Below are 20,926 nucleotides of genomic sequence, written 5' to 3'. Positions count from 1 at the left end.
GCGCCGGGAGTCGGGTCCGTGCATCGTGTCGCGGTGCTGGGGGCCGGGTCGTGGGGGACGACGTTCGCCAAGGTGCTGGCCGATGCCGGTCGTGACGTCACCCTCTGGGCCCGACGGGAGAGCCTGGCCGCGGCGATCTCCGACGAGCACGTCAATCCGGACTACCTGCCTAACGTCGTGCTGCCGTCGTCGCTCTCGGCCACGTCCGACTTCGACGAGGCCCTCGACGGGGCCGACGCGGTGGTGCTCGCGGTGCCCAGCCAGTCGCTCCGGGAGAACCTGCGGGTGTTCCGCGACGCCCTGCCGGCCGGGGTCCCGGTCGTCTCCCTGGCCAAGGGCGTCGAGATCGGCACCGGGCTGCGGATGAGCGAGGTGGTCGAGCGGGTCGGCCAGATCGACCCGGCCCGCATCGTCGTCCTCACCGGGCCGAACCTGGCGGTGGAGATCGCCCTTGGCCGACCGACGGCCTCGGTGCTCGCCTGTGTCGATCACGAACGCGCCGTCGCCGTCCAGATGGCTTGCGCCACCTCGTATTTCAAGCCCTACACGATCACCGACGTCATCGGGGCCGAGATCGCCGGAGCCGGGAAGAACATCATCGCGCTGGCCTGCGGCATCGCCGACGGACTGGGGCTCGGGTACAACACGGCCGCCTCCCTGATCACCCGCGGTCTGCACGAGATGACCCGCCTGGGCATCGAACTCGGCGCCCGGGCCGAGACATTCGCCGGTCTGGCCGGTCTGGGCGACCTGGTGGCGACCTGCTGGTCCCCGCTGTCGCGCAACCGTCGGCTGGGCAACCGGCTGGCGACCGGCGTGGGTCTGGAAGCGGCGTTGGCCGCGTCCGACGGTCAGGTCGCCGAGGGCCTGGTGACCTGCCGGTCGGTGCGTGACCTCGCGCTCCGGCACCGCATCGACATGCCGATCACCGAGAGCGTCTACCAGGTCTGCTATCGGCACCTGCCGCCCGGGCAGATGCTCGGATACCTGATGGACCAGCCCCACACGCCCGAGGTCGTGGCCTGACCGTTCCCCGACGGTCAGGATCACCTCCGGCCCCGGCCGTGGCTCGCGGGGTCACCCGATCCGGCGACTAGGCTTACCGCCCATGACGTCCGAGAAGATCCGACTGGCCGTGGTGTTCGGAGGCCGCAGCGGCGAACACGCCGTCTCCTGCATCTCGGCGGCCGGTGTGCTGTCCCACCTCGATCCGGAGCTGTTCGAGGTCAGCGCGATCGGCATCACCCCGGACGGATCCTGGCGTCAGATCGACCCGACCACCCTGCCCGTCGTGCACGACCGGCAGCTGCCCCAGGTGACCGCGGGGACCTCCGTGGTGCTCACCGCCGACCCCACCGCGGCGGCCGTCGTCCCGCTGTTCGGTACCAACGGTCAGACGGCTGCCGGTATCCGGCCGGCCGGTGGCGTCGAGACCGGCGTCACCGCCCAGCATTTCGATGTGGTCTTCCCGGTCCTGCACGGGCCGTACGGCGAGGACGGCACCATCCAGGGTCTGCTGGAGCTGGCCGGCGTCCCGTACGTCGGGGCCGGGGTACTGGCCTCCGCGGCCGGGATGGACAAAGAGTTCACCAAGAAGCTGCTGGCCGCCGAGGGGCTGCCGGTCGGCACCTTCGTCGTGCTGCGTCCCGGACGGGACACGCTGACCGCGGACGAGAAGGACCTCATCGGTCTGCCGGCGTTCGTCAAGCCCGCCCGCGCCGGATCCTCCCTCGGTGTCAGCCGCGTCGACGACTGGGCCGACCTCGACGCCGCGATCGCCGTGGCCCGGCAGACCGATCCCAAGGTGCTGGTGGAGAAGGCCGTGGTCGGCCGCGAGGTCGAGTGCGGTGTCCTGGAGTTCCCGGACGGTCGGGTGAAGGCCTCGCCGGTCGCCGAGATCGCGGTCGGCGGCGACCACAGCTTCTACGACTTCGACGCCAAGTACCTCGACGACGTGGCCACCTTCTCGATCCCGGCGGAGCTGCCGGATGCCGTGGCCGAGCAGATCCGGCAGATGTCGGTCCGCGCGTTCCGGGCCCTGGACGCCCAGGGCCTGTCCCGGGTCGACTTCTTCGTCCGCCCGGACGGTGATCTGGTCATCAACGAGGTCAACACCCTGCCCGGATTCACGCCCATCTCCATGTACCCGCGGATGTGGGCCGCCGCCGGCATCGACTACGCCGAGCTGCTGACCACCCTGGTACGGACGGCGCTGGCCCGGGGGACCGGCCTGCGCTGACCCGGCGCGAGCCGGTCAGGACTCGCCGGCCGCCGCGCGCAGCACCCCGTCGGTGCACACCGGTTCGGCCGGCAGCGTCGCGGCGACGATCGACGACACCTGTTGCCACGGCCCACTGTTCGCGGTGGGCGGGATGGTCAGGGCCACCCGCACGCTCCGGTCGGCCAGCAGGTAGGTGGTGCCGCGTGTGGGGTCGGCGACGTTGGTCAGCGGTAGCCAGGTGACGCCGTCGACGACCTGCACCGGGGCGCTGCAGGTCAGTTCGGTCGGGGTCTGCACGCCGCAGCGCAGCACGACGGGCGGCTCCCCCCAGGCGGCGACCGCACCGACGTCGAGGTCGGCCTGATCGGCCGGAGCCGATGTGGCCGAGCCCGAGACATCCGGCAGCGCGCCGAGACCGCTGACCGTGCGGCGATCCAGCCCGGCCAATTGGTCGGGGAGGGCGCGCATCAGGGCGACGCAGGCCGGGTCGGCCGCGCCCGGGGCCGGAACGGGCCCAAGGGCCAGCGGGGCGTTCGGGTCAGGGGCACTGGCCGAGCGGGCGACGACTGAACCGACGATGACCGCGACCACGGCCAGCACCCCGACGGCGATCGCGGCGATCAGGCGCCACGCGGGCGGCCGGTCGTCGGCCGACTCAGGGACGGACCCGCCGCGGGTACGGCGTTCGCGCTCGGCGTCGTCCGGCATGACGTGGTCGGGCACGCCTACAGGTGGACGACCGGGCAGGTCAGCGTGCGGGTGATGCCCGCCACGTTCTGCACCCGGGCGACGACCAGCTTGCCGAGCTCGTCGACGGTGTTGGCCTCGGCCCGGACGATGACGTCGTAGGGGCCGGTGACGTCCTCGGCGCTGGTCACCCCGGGCAGCTCGGCGATGGCCCGGGCCACGCTCGCGGCCTGACCCACCTCGGTCTGGATGAGGATGAACGCCTGCACCACGATGAGCCCCTTTCGACGGGATCACGCCACGACCACGGTCGGCGCGGCCTCGCCACCCTAGTCGCCCGAGCTTGCGACGGGCGCCAGAAGGCACGGAAGAGCGAGTCTCGCCGCCTTGTGCGAGACACGGCGACCCCGGGGTCAGCCCGCCGAGTCGTCCTCGTCCTGGCCCGGCGTGCCCAGGTCCGCGTCGCGGTCGGCGTGGCTGGTGCCGTCCCCGTCCAGACCGGCGCCCTGGTTGTCACCCGCCCCCGCCGCGGCCTGCGCCTTGCGGCGGTCCACCTCGTTCTGGTCGATGTTCTCGGTCACCGGCTGCTCCTCTCGTCCGAGCGGGACGAGTGCCCGGTTTCACGCGGGACCAACCTCGTGCCGCCCCGGGTGGAGCCCCGGTGGCGGAGCGCCGGTGCGGCAGGATGACTCGGGTCACGTCCGTCAGCCCGAAGGTGGGTGTCCCATCACCAGCTCGTTCCGGTCCTCCGGGTCCGTCTCGTCGTCCGTCCCGTCCGCTTCCACGGCCGCCCCGGCGCCGGGCAGCGTCGGCGCCCGTGGAGAGTTCGCCGTCATCGGTCGGCTGACCGCCGGCCTGGCCCCCGGGTCGGCGACCACTCTCGGACCGGGTGACGACGCGGCGGTGATCACCGCGGCCGACGGTCGGGTGGTGGCCTCGGTCGACGTCCTGGTGGACGGGGTGCACTTCCGCACCGACTGGGCGTCGGGCGAGCAGATCGGTCGCCGGGCGGCGCTGGCGTCGATGGCCGACATCGCCGCGATGGGGGCGGTTCCCACGGCGCTGCTGGTCGGGCTGACTGCGCCGGCCGACATTCCCGAGGACCTCGTGCTCGGGCTCGGCCGCGGTCTGGACGCCGAGGCCGCCGCGGTGGGGGCCGGCCTGGTGGGCGGCGACCTGACCCGTTCCGAGGTGCTGACGATCTCGGTCACCGTGCTGGGCGATCTGCGCGGCGCGGCGCCGGTGACCCGGTCGGGGGCGCGACCGGGTCAGGTGGTCGCCGTCGCCGGTCGGCTGGGCTGGGCGGCCGCCGGTCTGACCGTGCTGTCCCGCGGTTTCCGCTCGCCGGCGGCGGTGGTGGGGGCCTACCGGGTGCCGGAGCCGCCGCTGGCCCAGGGACCGGTCGCCGCGGCCGCCGGAGCCGGCGCGATGATCGACGTGTCCGACGGGCTGCTGGCCGATCTCGGTCACATCGCGGTCGCGTCCGGCGTGGGTGTGGACGTCCGCACCGCGCAGCTGCCGGTCGCCCCGCGACTGGCGGAGGTGGCGTCGGCGCTCGGCCGTGACCCCCTGGAGTGGGTGCTGACCGGCGGCGACGACCACGCCCTGGCGGCGACCTTCGCCCCGGACGCCGTGCCGGACGGGTGGGTGGTCATCGGGGTGGTCACCGACTCCGACGCCGGCGTGGTCACGGTCGACGGTGCCGCCCGCGACACCCCGGGCGGCTGGGACCACTTCACCTCCTGAGCCCGCCGCCCGGCCGTGACCGGGATCGCGTCGCACCGGGCGGGTGAACCCGGTCGCGGTGGGTAACCTGCGGCGCATGCCAGGTGCACTGCAGGACGTCGTCGATCCCGGTTGGGCCACCGCCTTGGCGCCGGTCGAGCCGCAGGTGCACGCCATGGGCGACTTCCTGCGCGCCGAGGTCGCGGCCGGCCGGACGTACCTGCCCGCCGGTCCGCACGTCCTGCGGGCGTTCACTCAGCCGTTCGACCAGGTGCGCGTGCTCATCGTCGGGCAGGACCCGTACCCGACTCCGGGCCACCCGATCGGGCTCTCGTTCGCGGTCGAACGGCACGTCCGGCCCCTGCCGCGTTCGCTGACCAACATCTACAAGGAGCTGCAGTCCGACCTGGGGATCCCGCCGGCCCCGCACGGCGACCTGTCGACCTGGGGCGAGCAGGGAGTGCTGCTGTTGAACCGGGTGCTCACGGTGGAGCCGGGCCGTTCGGCGTCCCACCGGGGCAAGGGGTGGGAGGTGGTGACGGCGGCCGCGATCGACGCCCTGGTCGCCCGGGACGCCCCGCTGGTGGCGATCCTGTGGGGCCGGGACGCCCAGACCCTGACCAAGCCGTTGCAGGCCGGTGGCGTGGACGTCATCGCGTCGGCCCACCCGTCTCCGCTGTCGGCCGATCGCGGCTTCTTCGGCTCCCGCCCGTTCTCCCGCACGAACGAGTACCTGACCGCGCGCGGGGCTGCTCCGGTCGACTGGCGGCTGTGACCGCGACCGGTGCTCCGGCGCCGTCGTCGACCCACCGGCTGACCGCGGCCCTCTTCGCCGGGGGAGTCGCCACCTTCGCCGAGCTGTACGCGGTGCAGGCGGTGCTGCCGGCGCTGGCCGCCGAGTTCTCGCTGAGCGAGTCCACCGCGAGCCTGGCCGTCTCGGTCGCGACCGGTGCGCTGGCCCTGTCCGTGTTGCCGTGGGCCTTCGTGGGCGACCGGGTCGGCCGGGCCCGGGCGATGCGCTGGGCCGCGGTGGCGGCGGCGGTCTGCGCGACGGCCCTGCCGTTCGCACCCAGCTTCGGCGTGCTGCTGGCGCTCCGGGCGGTGTCCGGGGTGGCGCTCGGCGCCCTGCCGGCCCTGGCCATGGCCCATCTGGTGGCCCGGGCCGAACCGGCCCGGGTGGCCGCCATCGGCGGCCTGTACATCGCCGGCACCACCATCGGCGGCCTGTCCGGACGGGTGGTGACCGGGGCGGTGGCCGCCGGCTGGGGATGGCGCTGGGGAGTCGCGGTGACGGCGGTGCTGGTCGCCGTCGCGGTGGCGGTCTTCGTGGTCCTGAGCCGCGGTGACGACCGACGTCAACCGCGATCGCGGGCGACTCCGTCCGGCGGACCGCCGGTGACGACGACCCTGGGGGCGGGGGCGCGCCTGCGGGCGGCGTTCACCGACCGCACCGTCGCCGTCTTCTACGCCCAGGCGTTCCTGCTCATGGGCGGGTTCGTGACCATCTACAACCTGCTGGGATTCCGGCTGCTCGACGAGCCGTACCGGCTCCCGGCCTCGGTGGTCAGCCTGCTCTTCCTGACCTACCTCGTCGGTACGGTCGGGTCGTCCGGGGTGGGGCGGGCGGTGGGCCGATTCGGTCGCCGCCGGGTGCTGGTCGCGGCCGGGTTCGCGATGGCCGGCGGGGTGGCCCTCACCCTGGCCCCGTCGTTGTGGCTGATCATCGCCGGGCTCGTCGTCGCCACTTTCGCCTTCTTCCCGGCCCACGCCATCGCCGCGTCCTGGGCGGGGGAACGGATCCCGGGCGCCCGGTCTCAGGTCGCGGCGACCTACTCACTGGCCTACTACGCCGGATCGAGCCTGGTGGGGTTCGCCGGCGCCGCGGTCTACGACCGGGGCGGGTGGACCGGCGCGATGGCGGTGGTCATCACCGGATGTGTGGTCGCGGCGAGCATCGCCGCCATCGGGGCGCCCCGTCGCTAGGGTCGGCCCGGGGCGGCCCGATCCGATGGGCCGGGCGCGAGGGAGCCGCGATGGGCGAGCGGGACGGGGTCTCCGCGGGTGATCCGGCGGGTGGTCGCCCGGACGGATTCGTCCGCGCGACGGGGTGGACGGTGGCCCGGTTGTGCGTGACGGTCACCGGTCTGCTGCTGGCCTATCTGCTGCTGCCGACCCGGGGCGAGACGGGCACCTCGGATGTCCCGTGGGTGATCCTGGCGCTGGTGGTCTACGCCGGGGTCGCCGGCTGGCAGATCCCGGCGATCCTGCGGTCGCGGTGGCCGATGCTGCGAGCGATCGAGGCGCTCACCGTCATCGTCACCCTGTTTTTGGTGCTGTTCGCGCGGCTGTACCTGTCCAACAGCCTGGGGGACCCGGCGGCGTTCTCCGAGCCGCTGAACCACGTCCGCGCGCTGTACTTCACCATCACGGTGTTCGCCACGGTGGGCTTCGGGGACATCACCCCGCAGTCCGACGGAATGCGCATTCTGGTCAGCGTGCAGATGCTGCTCAACCTGGTCGTGCTGGGTCTGCTGCTGCGTCTCATCACCGGGGCGGTGCAGCGGGGGCGGGCCCGTCGCTCCCAGGAACGGCCGTCGGGTCCGGACGGCCCGGCGCCGGCAGACGCGCCGTGACGAGGTAGGCGATCACCACGGCGACGATCACCGCCGGCATGACCTCGAGCCCTTGCCGGCCGAGCAGCAGGGTGGCCAGCAGGGTCGAGGTCAGCGGCAGGCCGAGCATGGCCGCGCACATGGCCCCGATGCCCATGGCGATGCCGGCGGCCGCCGGGACACCGGGCAGAGCCGTCGCCATCATCCCCAGCACGGCACCGAGGTACATGGCCGGGAAGATCGGCCCACCTCGAAAGGCGCTGAGCGACAACAGGTATGCGACGCCCTTGGTCGCGATGAGGAGCAGGCCGGTCCCGACGGTGATCTCGTCGAGGTGCGCGATGAGACCGGGTAGCGCCTCCTGACCGGAGAACAGGATCTCCACCGGGGTGTCCCCGGAGACGAGGGCGAAGACCAGCGCGCACAGCCCGATACCCAGTCCGAGCAGCCCGGTGACCAGCACCCGGGACCGGTGGACGATCGGACGCAGGGCGAGTGCCCCCCGGCGGATCACGAACGCCAGCAGGGCGGCGACGACGCCGAAGGCGGCACCCCAGGCGAGCATGGCCAGGGTCGGCGATCCGGGATCGGGCAACGCCGGAAGGCTCAGGCTGAGCGGCCCGAGCCCGGTCCACGAGCCGAGGCCCACGAACAGCAGGTTGCCGATCCCGGCGGCCAGCAGGCCCGGGAGGGTGGCCAGGACGAGCGCGGCGCCGCCGACGGGGGCGGCTTCCAGGATGAGGAAGGCCCCGATCAGCGGGGAGCCGAGCAGGGTGCTGACGGCCGCGAAGGTGCCGGCGGCCGCGACCATCGCGCCGGCCTCCGCGGTCACGTTCCGGCCGCGGCGGGCCACGAGCCGGACGGTCAGCAGACCGAGACCGCCGCCGAGGGCGATGAGCGGGGCCTCCGGGCCGAGGACGGCGCCGAGGCTCAGCGAGGCCAGAGCGGCGAGCACCACGGCCGGCAGTTCGCGGGGGGTGGGCGCGCCACCGGACTGGAAGCCCAGGGCGGGTGAGTGGCCGCCGTTACCAGGGAGCGCGCGGATCGTCAGCCCGGTGAGGACGCCGCCGAGCACCAGCCAGGGGATGGGCCACCAGGCCGGGGTGGACCCGAACAGCGAGGTCGGCAGATCGGTCAGGATCAGCCGTTGCAGCAGGGTCACCAGGGCCAGGAAGGCGTAGGCGAGGGCGGAGACCGGTATCCCGATCAGGGCGGCGAGCAAAACGCCGACCAGGTACTTCCGGGACCGCAGGACGGCCCGGACGTCCATTCCCGCCGGCTGCGCGGCCGAGGTGCCCGACGTCGTCACTGCGCCCCCTGGGTGCCGGCCGGTCCGTCCGTCGATCGCCGGACGGCCCCACCCTAGAGAGCGGGGGTGTCCGGGGGCCGTCGGACGCGGCGGGACTCGCCCGTCCGTGCGGGCCGGGTCAGAGCAGTTCGGCGTCCCAGGCGGTGACCGCGTGGGCCGAACGGGCGCTGTCGTTCTCGAGCGCGGAACCGCTCCCCGGATCGTCCCCATCGGACCGCCCGTAGGCGGCCGTCTCGGCGGCCCAGAGCGTCGGCAGGACGAGCAGGGCGCCGAGTCCGCTGTCCCCGGCGGTCGCCCAGTCCGTCAGTGGACGCAGGCCGAGGAGTTTCAGGGCGCGGCGGGTGCCGCGGTCGGACCCGGCGGTGAGGGCGATCATGGCCGTGTCGGCGCCGGGGGCCAGCCGGTGGGCGAGCACCGCGGCCACCGCCGACGGCAGGTCGTGGATCGCCACCGGGGTACGCCGGACGGCGGCCTGGGCGATGAGCCCGGTGAGCGCGGCCAGATCGGCTCCGCCCGCCACCCGCAGCAGCGTCGGCACGTCCGCGTTGGTGGCCGCCCGGCGGACCCGGAACAGGGCGTCCCGGACGACGCCCGCCTTGGTGATCCAGGCGGCGTCGTCGATGCCGGAACCCCGCCCGGTGGCGTCGACGGGTTCCATCCCGGTGACTGCGGCCAGCAGGACCGCGCTCGGCGTGCTGACTCCCACGCCACAGGTGGCGCCGACGAGAAAGTCGGCCCCGGAGTCGATCTCGCGGTCGGCCAGGGCCCGTCCCCGGGCGATGGCAGCGGTGACCTCGTCCTCGCCGAGCGCGTCCGCGGCGTCGATGGGGTCGCTGGGGCCCACCCGCAGCCCGTCCGTCTCCTCGTGGTCCTCGGCCTCCGGCGCGTCCGGATCCGTGGCCGACAGGACGCCGAGATCGCCGACCACGACGCCGACCCCGGCCGCCCGGGCGACGGCGGCGACCGGTCCGGTGCCGGCCCGCGCGGCGGCGGCGCGAGAGGCGGTCGCCGACGGCTCGTAGGCGGACACCCCGAGTTCGGCCACCCCGTGTTCGGCGGCGAGGACGACCAGCCTGGGGCGACGGGTGGCTTCTCCGCGGCCGCGGACGGCGGCCAGCTGGTCCAGCACCTCGGCCCAGCGACCGAGCGCGCCGGACGGCAGGTGAGACCGATGCTCCCGCGACGCCGCCAGGGCGGCTTCGTCCGGGGCGGGGACGGGAGGCAGATCCACCGGGGGCATCGGGGCCTTTCCAGAGCGGTCGTCGTGCGTCGACGGCGGGTCGGGTTCCCGGGACGTTCCCCGGGGGCCGTGACGCCGCGTGCTTCGCAGTATCCCGTCCGGTCCCGGGCCGGTCGCCGGCGGACACCCGGTCCCGGTCATCGAACGGGCGACGGCACCCGCGGTGTGCCCGGTCCGGGTGACCCCGGATCTGCTGACGGGCCGACCCGTTCGAGGTGCTGCATCGGCACGGACGGTGCGGTGCACGACAAACCCTTGTGAATCAATGGCGCCCCCTCGTCCTGGTCGGGGCCCTGGAATTACACTCGGTCACACGCACGGACACCCCGCCGGGGTGCAGGTGTCGTTTTCGCTACACGTCGGACCCGGAATTCCGGGCCGTGGGTCGGAGACGCCGAGCGAGAGGGGAAAACCATGGTCTACCAGTGGAGGTACGCCGACGAGGCGGGCGTCGTGACCGACGGGCCCGCGATCGCCTTCGATTCGCAGGAGGCGGCCGAGGAATGGCTCACCGATTCCTTCGCGGAATTGCTGGACACCGGTGTCGCCGAAGTCAGCCTTTTCAACGACCACAGCGCGGTCTACGGCCCGATGGCCCTGGCTGCCGCCTGATTTCCGGCGCGACGTTCCGCGCCGTTCCATGAAGGCCCGATCCCGCGAGCTGGTGCGGGAACCGGGCCTTCGTCGCATGCTGGGGCGATGGACTTCAGCGAACCGGAGGAGTACGTCGAACTGCGGGCGGCGGTCCGCGGTATCGCCGCCCGGTACGGGATCTCGGCGTACGCCGCCCACGGGCGCAGCGGCGAGGCGCTCACGGCCCTGTGGCGGGAACTCGGCGAGGCCGGGTTCCTGGGCGTCAATGTGCCGGAGGAGTACGGGGGCGGTGGCGCCGGGCTCAGTGAGCTCGCCGTGGTGGCCGAGGAGGTGGCAGCGGCAGGATGCCCCCTGCTGCTGATGCTGGTCAGTAGTGCGATCGGGGTGGAGGTGCTCCGTCGTCACGGCACACCGGAGCAGCGCGGGGCCTGGCTGCCGGGTCTGGCCGACGGCAGCACGCTGCTGGCCTTCGCGGTGACCGAACCCGACGCGGGCAGCAACACCCACCGGTTGCGGACCACCGCGACCCAGGCGGCCGACGGCACGTTCCGCATCTCGGGCGGCAAGTACTACATCTCCGGTATCGACCAGGCCGCCGCCGTGCTGACCGTGTGCCGGACGGGGACGGACCAGACGTCCGACCGGGCCGACCTGTCGCTGTTCCTCGTCCCGACCGATGCGCCCGGGCTGAGCTGGACGCCCATCGAGATGGACGCCCATCTGCCGGATCGTCAGTTCACCGTGCATTTCGACGACGTCGCGGTCGACGCGGCGGCGGCCATCGGCCCGGTCGGCGGTGGCTGGCGTCCACTGTTCGACGGCCTGAATCCGGAACGCGTCATCGCGGCTGCGCTGGCCGTCGGGATCGGCCGGTACGCGGTGGACGCGGCGGCGCGGTACGTGCGGGACCGGTCGGTGTGGCGCAGCGCCCTGGGCACCCATCAGGCGGTGTCGCATCCGCTGGCCCGGGCCCGCATCGCAGTCGACCTCGCCGGTCTGATGACGGCCAAGGCAGCCTGGCTGCACGACCGGTCCGAGCCGGCCGGGGAGGCCGCCAACATGGCCAAGTACGCGGCGGCCGAGGCCGCGGGGCAGGCGATCGACGCGGCGATCCAGGCCCACGGGGGCAACGGCTTGTCGGCCGACTTCGGGTTGATCCCGCTCTGGGGGATGGCCCGGTTGCTGCGCATCGCCCCGGTGAACAGCGAGATGGTCCTCAACCACATCGCCCAGCACACCCTCGGTCTGCCCCGGTCCTACTGACGGCCCAGCGACCCCGCACCTTTGACACTCAGTACCGTGAGAGCGATACTGCGTTTCAGATGTGGCGATGGCGCCGCGTTCCCGATCCGCCGTGGGAGGTCCCGTGTCGCGTCCTGGCGATCCCGAGCCCCCGCCCGCCGCCACCGACCGGCTGGTCGACGCCGCGCTCGCCCTGTTCGCCGAGCGTGGCTACGAGCAGACGACGGTGGAGGAGATCGCCGAACGGGCCGGCGTCAGCCGGTCCACCTTCTTCCGGAACTACCGGTCGAAGGAGGACGTGATCTTCCCCGCGCACGACGAACTGCTCGCCGCCATCCGCAGCCGGCTCGACACCTCCACCGGGGACACCGCTCTCGTCGCCGTGTCGGACGCCGTCCGGCTGGTCCTGCGCCACTACCTGGCCGAGGGGGAACGGGCCCGTCTGCGCTACCGGTTGACCAGCCGGGTGACGGCCCTGCGGGACCGGGAGTTCGCCAGCCAGGCCCAGTACCAGCGGCTGTTCCGGGAGTTCATCGCGGAGTGGATGGGTGACGAACCGGGCGCGGCGCTGCGGGCCGAGCTGATGGCCGCGGCCGTCGTCGCCGCTCACAACCATGTGTTGCGTCGCTGGTTGCGGTCGGAGGCGACCGCGCCGCTGGAGGAGGTCGACCGGGCCCTGCGGGCGGTCGTCGACCTTTTCGCCGGGTCCACCGACGTCACGCAGCCGGTCCGGTCGTCGACCGTCCCGTCCGTCGACGGGTCCACCACGGTCGTCGTGTTGTCGTCCGCCCATCCGGTGGACGTGGTGCTGCCCGCGCTGCGGCGCACTCTCGAGGAGATCTGACGTGGCCATCGACACCGCCCGACTGGGCGCGGACGGTACTGCCCGGCTCGACGCCGACGGCGCTGCCCTGGTCGCCGAGGAGTCGGCCTGGCGCGAGCTGGCGGCCGGGGTCCTGCGGCGGAACCACCCGGACGCCACGCCGGCGACCGTGCGGCGGAGCCTGACCCGCACGACGGTCGAGGGTCTGCCCGTGCCCGTGCTGGGCACCCCGGCGACCTGCGAGCCCGTCGGATCGAGCCCGATACCCGTGACGGAGCGGGTCGGCTGGGATGTGCGGTCCCTCATCCTCGTCACGGACGGCACAGGCAGCACGGACGCGCCGGCCGACCAGGCCCGTCGCGAGTCGGCCGGCGGATCCACCTCGCTGTGGCTGCGGTTGCCGCCCGACGAGTCCCTGGATGTCCTGGCCGGGTGTCTGGCCGGGATGCCCCTGGACGGCCGGTGTCTGGCCGTCGACGCCGACGACAGCATCGCGGCCGCGCGGGTCCTCGTCGAGGCGGTCGGGTCGGGGGTGCGGCTGCACCCGGACACGGTCGTCGGGGTGGACCCGTTCGCCGCGGCGGTGCGATCCGGGGGTGCGGTGCCGGCCGCGGGGGAGTGCGCGGCCGCCGTCCGCGCCTTGACCGAAGCGGCCGACACGCTGGGGGTCGGGTCGATCGCGGCCGACGGCACCGCCGCCCACGACGCGGGGGCGGGCGAGGCCGGTGAACTGGGCTGGATGCTCGCCGTCGGGGTCGCCCTGCTCCGCGAGATGACCTCTGGGTCCACCGATGTCGCCGCCGCCGCCCGGCGCATCGAGTTCCGGTTGGCCGCGACGGTGCAGCTGTACCCGACGGTCGCCAAGTTCCGGGCCGCGCGGGTGCTGTGGGACCGGGTGCTGCAGCTGTGCGGGGTCTCGGGCGTCCCGGCGCGTCTGCACGCGGTCACCTCCCGTCCGATGTTGACCCGGCGGGATCCGGAGACCAACCTGCTGCGCACCACCGTCGCGGCCTTCGCCGCCGGGGCCGGCGGCGCCGACGCCGTCACCGTGCTGCCGTACGACCACGCCGCCCGGGTATCCGGTGCGGCGGCCCGGCGCTGGGCCCGCAACATCTCGCACCTGCTGATCGCCGAGTCGCACGTCGGGCAGGCGGTCGACCCGGCGGCCGGCGCGTTCGCGGTGGAGGAACTGACGCAGACCCTGGCCGAGGCCGCCTGGGCCGAGTTCGGGCGCATCGAGGCGGCCGGCGGCGCCCGGGCGGCCCTGGCCGAGGGCGCGGTGGGGCGGCGCTGGGCCGCGGCGGCGGACGAACGGGACCGCCGCATCGCCGACGGCCGGCAGCCCCTCATCGGCGTCACCGTCCACCCGCCGGCCACCGCGGAGCCGCCGGGGCCGCCGCCCGTCTCCGGGTGGCCGCCCCCGCGGACCTGGGAACCGGCCGACGTCCCGTCCGGAAAGGACGCCTCGTGACATCGCACCCTGCTGTGGCCGCCGTGCCCGGCTCCTTCGCCGGTCTGCCCCTGCGCGCCGACGGGGCGCCGGTCGTCCCGCCCCCGGACGCGGCCGGTCCGGCCTGGCTGTCGCCCGAGGGGATCGCCGTTCCCCGTCGGTACGCGGCGGATGACGTCGCCGGCCTGGCCGACGTGGCCAGTTACCCGGGCCGGCCGCCGTTCCTGCGCGGCCCGTACCCGACGATGTACGCGACACAGCCGTGGACCGTCCGGCAGTACGCGGGTTTCTCCACCGCCGCCGAGTCGAACGCCTTCTACCGCCGTAACCTGGCCGCCGGTCAGAAGGGCCTGTCGGTCGCTTTCGATCTGGCCACCCACCGCGGCTACGACTCCGACCACCCGCGGGTCACCGGGGACGTCGGCATGGCCGGGGTGGCCATCGACTCGATCCTGGACATGCGCCAGCTCTTCGACCAGATCCCCCTGGACCGGATGAGCGTGTCGATGACGATGAACGGGGCGGTGCTGCCCGTGCTCGCCCTGTACATCGTCGCGGCCGAGGAGCAGGGCGTCGCGCCGGAGCAGCTGGCCGGGACCATCCAGAACGACATCCTCAAGGAGTTCATGGTCCGCAACACCTACATCTACCCGCCGGAACCATCGCTGCGGATCATCGCCGACATCTTCCGGTACACGGCGGCGCGGATGCCGAAGTTCAACTCCATCTCGATCTCCGGCTACCACCTGCAGGAAGCCGGGGCCAGCGCCGATCTGGAACTCGCCTACACCCTCGCCGACGGTCTGGAGTACCTGCAGACCGGTATCCGGGCCGGGATGGGCGTCGACGCCTTCGCGCCCCGGCTCTCGTTCTTCTGGGCCATCGGCATGAACGTCCTCACCGAGATCGCCAAACTCCGGGCGGCCCGGGCCCTGTGGCATCGCATGGTGTCCGAGCTGGGGCCCGGGAATCCGAAATCGACCGTGCTGCGAGCCCATTCGCAGACCTCCGGGTGGTCGCTGACCGCGCAGGACCCGTTCAACAACGTGGCCCGCACCTGTCTGGAGGCGCTGGCCGCGACCGCCGGTGGGACCCAGTCGTTGCACACCAACGCCCTCGACGAGGCCATCGCGCTGCCCACCGACCACTCCGCCCGGATCGCCCGGAACACCCAGTTGCTGTTGCAGCAGGAGGCGGGCGTCGGCGACGTCATCGACCCCTGGGGCGGGTCGTGGACGGTCGAGCGGTTGACCGCCGATCTGACCGCCCGCGCCCAGGTGCACCTGGATGAGATCGCCCGGGCCGGCGGCATGGCCCGGGCCATCGAGGCGGGCATCCCGAAGCTGCGGATCGAGGAGGCGGCGGCCCGCACCCAGGCCCGCATCGACACCGGCGCGCAGACCGTCGTCGGGGTCAACGCCCACCGTGTGCCCAGGTCCGACGGCGGGGACCAGCCAATCGACGTCCTGCGCATCGACAACGCCTCCGTCCGGGCCGCCCAGGTGGCCCGGCTGGAGCAGCTGCGGGCCGAGCGGGACCAGTCGGCCGTGGACGCCGCCCTGGCGGCGTTGACCAGGGTGGCCGGCCGGGCGGCCTACCCCGGAGCGTTCGACGAGGCGGGCAACCTGCTGGCGCTGTCGGTCGTCGCCGCCCGCGCCCACGCGACCGTGGGCGAGATCTCCGCGGCGCTGGAGAAGGCCTACGGTCGCTACACCGCGACGATCCAGACGGTGTCCGGGGTGTACAGGTCGGAGGCGGCGGCGCGAGCGGAGGAGGCCCGGGTGGCGACGGAATCAGGCAGCACAGCCGGCACGCCCGACGATTCCCCGATCGACCGGGCGCTGACCGCCACCGGGGACTTCGCCGCCGAGCAGGGCCGCCGGCCCCGCATCCTGGTGGCGAAGATGGGGCAGGACGGGCACGACCGCGGGCAGAAGGTCATCGTCACCGCGTTCTCCGACCTCGGGTTCGACGTCGACGTCGGCCCGCTGTTCTCGACGCCGGCCGAGGTCGCCCGGCAGGCCGTCGACGCCGACGTGCACATCGTCGGCGTCAGCTCGATGGCCGCCGGTCACCTCACCCTGGTGCCGGCCTTGCGGGACGAGCTCGCCGCGCAGGGCCGGCCGGACATCATGATCGTCGTCGGCGGGGTCATCCCACCCGACGACGTCCCGGCGCTGCTGGAGGCTGGTGCGGCCGCGGTGTTCGGGCCGGGCACCGTCATCGCCGAGGCTGCTCTCGACCTGCTCGATCGCCTCCGGGCCAGCCTGACCGGGTGACGCCGGCGGCCGCGGGAATGATCGGCGACCGCCGGTGTTGTGGACGGACATGAGTGCGCCCCTCGCCGTCGACATCTGGTCCGACATCGCCTGCCCCTGGTGCTACATCGGCAAGCGGAAGTTCGAGGAGGGCGTGCGGCGGTTCGGTGGCGACGTCGCCGTCATCTACCACAGCTATGAGTTGTCACCCGAGACCCCCGTCGACTTCGACGGTTCCGAACTGGACTTCCTCACGGCCTACAAGGGGCAGCCCCGGAACGTCATGCAGCAGATGCTGGACCGGGTGACCGAGGTGGCCCGGGACGCCGGTCTGACCTACGACTTCGACCGGCTGCAGCACACCAACACCGTGCTGGCCCATCAGCTCCTGCACCTGGCCCGGGCCCACGGCCGGCAGACCGAGATGGCCGAACGACTCTTCCGGGCCTACTTCACCGAGGGCCGGCACATCGGCCGGATCGACTCGCTGGCCGAGCTGGCCGCCGAGATCGGCCTGGACCCCGACGAGGTCCAGCGCGCCCTGACCGCCGGCGAGTACCTGCCCGCCGTGCGGGCCGATCAGGAACAGGCTCAGGCCTACGGCATCCAGGGTGTGCCGTTCTTCGTCATCGACGGGCGGTACGGCATCTCCGGTGCCCAGGACCCGGACGTCTTCGCGTCGGCGCTCGGCCAGGTGGCCGCCGAGCTCGACGGGGCCGCGGAGACGGTCCGATGACCGACGCTTCGCCGGTGCGGCCTCTGCGGGTCCTGGCATCCGGGTGGCCATCCGGTCCGATCTGCGGCCCCGACGGCTGCGCCCCGGGCGACGGGGTCGGTCAACCTCGGGCAGCGGATGCCGCGGGGGCCGGGTCACCCGATCGTGGCCATCCCGGGGCGTCGGCACCGACGCACCTAGGATCCGCTGCGGGGGAGTGAGGTCCGGGTCCGTCGCTCGCATGGGACTCCGGGCTCGCCGAGCGGCACGGGGGGACCATGGCGTGGTGGACGGTCGACCGTGGCCGGCGGACGGGACGACGGCTGTTCGTCGTCGGTGCCGTGGCGGCTTTCGTCCTCGGCAGCGCCCCGGCGTCGGCGCGGGAACCCTCCGAGCCGGCCGTGCCGTCGGTCGTCACGTTCCAGCCCGTCGGGTCGGGGTGGCGGGAGGTCCAGGACTCCGCGCTCGCCGCCCTGCCGGGGCCGCGGCCGGTGGTGCAGGCGCAGCTGGCGACCGGCAACGTGCTGCTGGCGGACCTGACCGCGGACCAGCGTCGGCAACTGGCCGCCCGCCCGGAGGTGCTGGCCGTCGCGGTCGACGCGCCGCTGGCGACGGATCCCGTTGCCACCCAACGGTCCGCGGCCGCCGAGACGGAGATCCCGCCGGCGCTGCCGCCCACCGCCGCCCCGGCCGCGGCCTGCACGGGCACGGCCGACCGGGGACAGCTCGAACCGCAGGCCCTGGACACGCTGCGGGTCCGCTCCGACGACCCGGCCGAGCCGACGGCCGCGAGCCTGGGCTACGACGGCGCCGGGGTCACCGTCGGCATCCTCACCACGGCCTTCGATCCTGACGTGCCCGACTTCCGCCGGCCCGACGGCAGTTCCGCCGTGGTCGACTACCGCAGCTACGTCTCGGGCGGACCAGGTGCCGGTGGCACGGCCCTGGAGGGATTCGGCGACGTGTCCGCGATCGTCGCCCAGGGCGCCGTCACCCATGACCTCGCGACCGTCGTGAACCCGGCGGCGGTCACCCTGCCCGACGGGCACTGCTGGATCCGCATCGTCGGGGCGGCGCCGGGCGCCGACGTCATCGGATCCAACATCTACGACGGCAGCACCATCACGGTGGGCGCCGCCGTCCGGTCCATCGACGACGCGGTCGCCGCCGGGGCCGACGTGCTGTCCCAGTCGTTCGGCTTCAACGACGCGCCCGACGCCTCTCTGCTGCAGGCGATCGTCGCGGCCGACGCGGCGGCCATCAACGCCGGGGTCACGGTCGTCGCCTCCAGCGGCGACGCCGGCGCCAACTCGACGATCATCGGACCGGCGGCGGACCCCCGGGTCATCGCGGTCGGGGCCAGCATCGACGGCCGACTCGCCGCCCAGGTCGGCGCGCAGGGCCTCACCCGGTTCGGCAACGGCGCCTGGCCGAGCGGTACCTCGTCGGTGATCTCGTCGTCCGGTTTCTCCGTCGACGGCGGGACTGTCGATCTGCTGGCCCCGGGGGACTCCGACTGGAGCGTGTGCACGACGAACCTGCTGTACACCGGCTGCCTGCCGGTCGGGGGCGGTGCTCCGTCGGCGGATGTCGTGCCGTTCGGTGGGACCAGCCAGTCGGCGCCGTTCGTCGCCGGGGTCGCCGCCCTGGTGATCCAGGCGTACCGGGACACCCACGCCGGTACCCGCCCGACGCCGGACCAGGTGCAGCGCATCCTCACCGGGACGGCGGCCGACCTGGGTCTGCCCGCGCAGGTGCAGGGGTCCGGGCTCGTGGACGCGCACGCCGCCGTCCTGGCCGCCCGCAGTCTCGACGCGCCGGCCGCGGTGGTACCCGCAGCGTCCCCGCCGGCCCGCACCCTGATCGCCGACGCCGCCCAGCAGACCCTCACCGGGACCGGTCGGCTGGATCTGACGACCCAGGTGACCAACACCGGGTCGGCCCCGGTGGTCCTCGACGGTTCGGCCGTCACCCGCGACGTACCCACCGGACGGCAGACCTTCCCAATCGCCTTCGATGCGCAGGCGCCGACGTTCACCGACGGCAGCTACAACCTCCCGATGACCTCGACGCGGCAAACCTTCACCGTCGAGCCGGGCGCCGCCCAGATTGACCTGGCGGTGGCCGGAGTGCCGCAGAACCCGAACATCGCCGTCTACATCGCCCAGCTGACCGTCCTGGACCCCAGCGGGGCGCCGGTGGCCTACGCGTCGAGCAGCAGCGGCCTGCAGGTCAAGGTGCCGCGACCGGCGGCCGGTGAGTGGACCGCGGTCGTGCAGGCTCCGACCATCCTGGACTTCCGCGGCGAGTTGTCGGTGCAACGGACGCAGCGGCAGGTGATCGCCTCCGTCCAGCCGGACACGGCCGTGCTGCTCCCCGGGGCGACGACGACACTGCGGTCCTCGGTGCCGATGCCGGGGGAAGCGGGGGACGCCGCCGCGACGCTGCGGGTGGCCGACCAGCTGGCCCTGCCCGTGGTCCTGCGGGTACCCGTCGACCTGTCGAGCGGTGCGGTCACGCTCGGCGGGACGGCCCGCCCGCAGAACGGACGGGGCGGAGCGCCGTCCCAGCAGACGATCTGGGAGTTCGACGTACCGGCCGGTCATCGGTCCGTCGATGTGTCCGCGGTGCTGGACGCGCCGGCCCAGGCGCAGCTGACCGGGGTGCTGATCGGTCCGGACGGCCTGGCCCGGTCGACCACCAGCAACACCAACGCCGACCAGGTCGGTGCGAGCTCCGCCGTCGACCAGTCGGTGGTCGCGCCCGAGCCGGGTCGATGGCGGTACGTCCTCGGGCTCTGGGGCACGTCGTGGTCCGCCCCGGCGACCGCGGCCGCGTTCCGGGTGTCGCTGGCGCTGGACGGTCGCCGCGCCGCGGCGACGGGCCTGCCGGCCGGGGAGACCCTCACCGGGGGGACCACCCGCACGGTCACGCTGAGCCTGGACAACCCCGGTCCGGCACCGTTGTCGGTGGCGGTCGACGCGCGCACCGACGCCCGCTCCGAGGTCGATCTGCCGGTGGTGGGCACCGGTCCCACCGTCACCCTGCCCATCCAGCGCTACCTGCCCTCGAACGGGGGCGATGCACTGCCACGAGTCGTTGTGCCGCCGTTCAGTTCTCGCTTGTCGGTGTCGACCCGGTCGACCGTCCCGGTGCTGCTCGCCGCGATCGCCCCGGCCGGTTCCCCCGCCGTGCAGTCCGACGTGGGGCGGGCCGGCGGCCCGGCCAGCACCTCCACCGAAGCGGTGGTGACGGTCGCCGACGCCGGGCAGGCCCCGGGCCCGTGGTCGATCTGGCTCATGCCGCCCGGGCCGACGACCGCACCCACGCCGGACGGTTCGGCGACCGTCGCCGCCCGGGTCGAGACGGCGGCCTACGACCCGACCGTGACCGACGCGACCGGGCAGCCGTTCGTGACCGCGACCGGACCCGCGGTGAGCGTCCGGCCGACGCTCGTCCCGGCGGGCGGTCGGTTCGCCGTTCCGGTCACCCTGCCCGTCCGCGGTGCCCCGGGTGACCGGGTGTCCGGGTTCCTGGCCCTGACCGTGCCCGCCCAGGTCGGGGCGGCCACTGATCAGCTGTCACCGGCTGACCGCAGCGGGGACGTGCTGGCCGTGTTCCGGTACGCATACACCGTCGCCGCCGCCCCGGACCCCTCGACCACGACCCCGCCGACGACCCCGTCGGATCCGTCGACGACCACCCCCGTGCCGGACCCGTCGACCACGGTCACTGTCCCGACGGTGTCCGTTCCCACCGTCACGATCGCCCCGGTGACCATCGCGCCGGTGACCCTGGCGCCGTTGACCGTCGCCGCCGCGGCGCCGGTGGTCGCCCCGCAGCGAGTGGGCTCCGCGGTGCCCACGGGTTCCCTCCCGGTGACGGGCGTGGATGTCGCGTCGTGGGTCAGGACGGCCGTGATCTTCCTGCTGGCCGGTGGGGTGCTGGTGACGTCCGCTTCGCGGATGCGCCGATCTCGCCGACGGTGATCCAGCGCGGTTTTCGGCGGAGTGGAGTCGCTGAACGGTTCCTTCCCGCCGGACCGGGCCG

18 protein-coding genes are annotated in these 20,926 nt (G+C 73.8%); 13 read left to right on the top strand and 5 right to left on the bottom strand.

From position 1 onward, the window contains the following. Window positions 1–18: 18 nt before the first annotated feature. Together FDO65_RS07570 and FDO65_RS07565 are read left to right on the top strand one after the other, a co-directional pair. Entirely contained in the window at window positions 19–1,026 is a 1,008-nt protein-coding gene (locus tag FDO65_RS07570) for an NAD(P)H-dependent glycerol-3-phosphate dehydrogenase (protein WP_137449612.1), read from the top strand. 82 nt (window positions 1,027–1,108) lie between these two features. After that, window positions 1,109–2,239, top strand: a complete 1,131-nt coding sequence (locus tag FDO65_RS07565) for a D-alanine--D-alanine ligase family protein (protein WP_137448733.1) — start codon at window positions 1,109–1,111, stop codon at window positions 2,237–2,239. 15 nt (window positions 2,240–2,254) lie between these two features. On the opposite strand, the gene FDO65_RS07560 is transcribed toward FDO65_RS07565, so the two are convergent. From FDO65_RS07560 to FDO65_RS22100, 3 genes are all read right to left on the bottom strand, one after another. Beyond that, the gene (locus FDO65_RS07560; RefSeq protein ID WP_137448732.1) at window positions 2,255–2,944 is read right to left on the bottom strand and encodes a DUF3515 domain-containing protein; all 690 of its coding nucleotides are present in this window, start codon (window positions 2,942–2,944) and stop codon (window positions 2,255–2,257) included. 2 nt (window positions 2,945–2,946) lie between these two features. Continuing rightward, complete coding sequence (locus FDO65_RS07555; RefSeq protein ID WP_205849838.1) at window positions 2,947–3,180, bottom strand: Lrp/AsnC family transcriptional regulator; 234 nt, start codon at window positions 3,178–3,180, stop codon at window positions 2,947–2,949. A gap of 141 nt (window positions 3,181–3,321) precedes the next feature. After that, the gene (locus FDO65_RS22100; RefSeq protein ID WP_166442082.1) at window positions 3,322–3,489 is read right to left on the bottom strand and encodes a hypothetical protein; all 168 of its coding nucleotides are present in this window, start codon (window positions 3,487–3,489) and stop codon (window positions 3,322–3,324) included. A gap of 94 nt (window positions 3,490–3,583) precedes the next feature. Between FDO65_RS22100 and FDO65_RS07550 the strand changes: the two genes are divergently transcribed. From FDO65_RS07550 to FDO65_RS07535, 4 genes are all read left to right on the top strand, one after another. Then, a complete protein-coding gene (locus tag FDO65_RS07550; RefSeq protein WP_240757481.1) occupies window positions 3,584–4,654 on the top strand; it encodes a thiamine-phosphate kinase in 1,071 nt (356 codons plus the stop codon). A 76-nt stretch (window positions 4,655–4,730) separates the two neighbouring features. Then, window positions 4,731–5,408, top strand: coding sequence for a uracil-DNA glycosylase (locus tag FDO65_RS07545; RefSeq protein WP_137448729.1), 678 nt, complete (start codon window positions 4,731–4,733; stop codon window positions 5,406–5,408). Continuing rightward, complete coding sequence (locus tag FDO65_RS07540) at window positions 5,405–6,616, top strand: MFS transporter (RefSeq protein WP_166442081.1); 1,212 nt, start codon at window positions 5,405–5,407, stop codon at window positions 6,614–6,616. The genes FDO65_RS07545 and FDO65_RS07540 overlap by 4 nt, the downstream gene beginning before the upstream one ends. Before the next feature lie 50 nt (window positions 6,617–6,666). Then, a complete protein-coding gene (locus tag FDO65_RS07535; protein ID WP_166442080.1) occupies window positions 6,667–7,266 on the top strand; it encodes a potassium channel family protein in 600 nt (199 codons plus the stop codon). Here the strand turns inward: FDO65_RS07535 and FDO65_RS07530 are convergent. Both FDO65_RS07530 and FDO65_RS07525 read right to left on the bottom strand, forming a co-directional pair. Continuing rightward, window positions 7,178–8,554: a chloride channel protein gene (locus FDO65_RS07530; RefSeq protein ID WP_240757480.1), complete on the bottom strand. Its 1,377-nt coding sequence runs from the start codon at window positions 8,552–8,554 to the stop codon at window positions 7,178–7,180. The genes FDO65_RS07535 and FDO65_RS07530 overlap by 89 nt on opposite strands. 118 nt (window positions 8,555–8,672) lie before the next feature. Beyond that, a complete protein-coding gene (locus FDO65_RS07525; RefSeq protein ID WP_166442079.1) occupies window positions 8,673–9,785 on the bottom strand; it encodes a nicotinate-nucleotide--dimethylbenzimidazole phosphoribosyltransferase in 1,113 nt (370 codons plus the stop codon). A gap of 423 nt (window positions 9,786–10,208) precedes the next feature. Between FDO65_RS07525 and FDO65_RS07520 the strand changes: the two genes are divergently transcribed. The 7 genes from FDO65_RS07520 (at window position 10,209) to FDO65_RS07490 (ending at window position 20,865) form a co-directional block, all read left to right on the top strand. Further along, window positions 10,209–10,406 carry a hypothetical protein gene (locus FDO65_RS07520; protein ID WP_137448725.1) on the top strand — a complete coding sequence of 66 codons (198 nt, stop codon included), beginning with the start codon at window positions 10,209–10,211 and terminating at the stop codon, window positions 10,404–10,406. Between the two features lie 87 nt (window positions 10,407–10,493). Next, complete coding sequence (locus FDO65_RS07515) at window positions 10,494–11,651, top strand: acyl-CoA dehydrogenase family protein (protein ID WP_137448724.1); 1,158 nt, start codon at window positions 10,494–10,496, stop codon at window positions 11,649–11,651. 103 nt (window positions 11,652–11,754) lie between these two features. Next, window positions 11,755–12,474: a TetR/AcrR family transcriptional regulator gene (locus tag FDO65_RS07510; RefSeq protein WP_240757479.1), complete on the top strand. Its 720-nt coding sequence runs from the start codon at window positions 11,755–11,757 to the stop codon at window positions 12,472–12,474. Between the two features lies 1 nt (window position 12,475). Further along, a complete protein-coding gene (locus tag FDO65_RS07505; protein ID WP_137448722.1) occupies window positions 12,476–13,924 on the top strand; it encodes a methylmalonyl-CoA mutase family protein in 1,449 nt (482 codons plus the stop codon). 44 nt (window positions 13,925–13,968) lie between these two features. Next, window positions 13,969–16,182, top strand: a complete 2,214-nt coding sequence (gene scpA, locus FDO65_RS07500) for a methylmalonyl-CoA mutase (protein WP_420847528.1) — start codon at window positions 13,969–13,971, stop codon at window positions 16,180–16,182. 49 nt (window positions 16,183–16,231) lie between these two features. Then, a complete protein-coding gene (locus FDO65_RS07495; RefSeq protein ID WP_137448721.1) occupies window positions 16,232–16,897 on the top strand; it encodes a DsbA family oxidoreductase in 666 nt (221 codons plus the stop codon). Between the two features lie 257 nt (window positions 16,898–17,154). Then, entirely contained in the window at window positions 17,155–20,865 is a 3,711-nt protein-coding gene (locus FDO65_RS07490) for a S8 family peptidase (RefSeq protein WP_137448720.1), read from the top strand. Window positions 20,866–20,926: the final 61 nt, after the last annotated feature.

Origin of the sequence: Nakamurella flava (assembly GCF_005298075.1) — a bacterium.
GTDB classification, from domain to species: Bacteria; Actinomycetota; Actinomycetes; order Mycobacteriales; family Nakamurellaceae; genus Nakamurella; species Nakamurella flava.
Note: the sequence above shows the minus strand (reverse complement) of the source record. Positions and strands in the feature narration are given on the sequence as shown.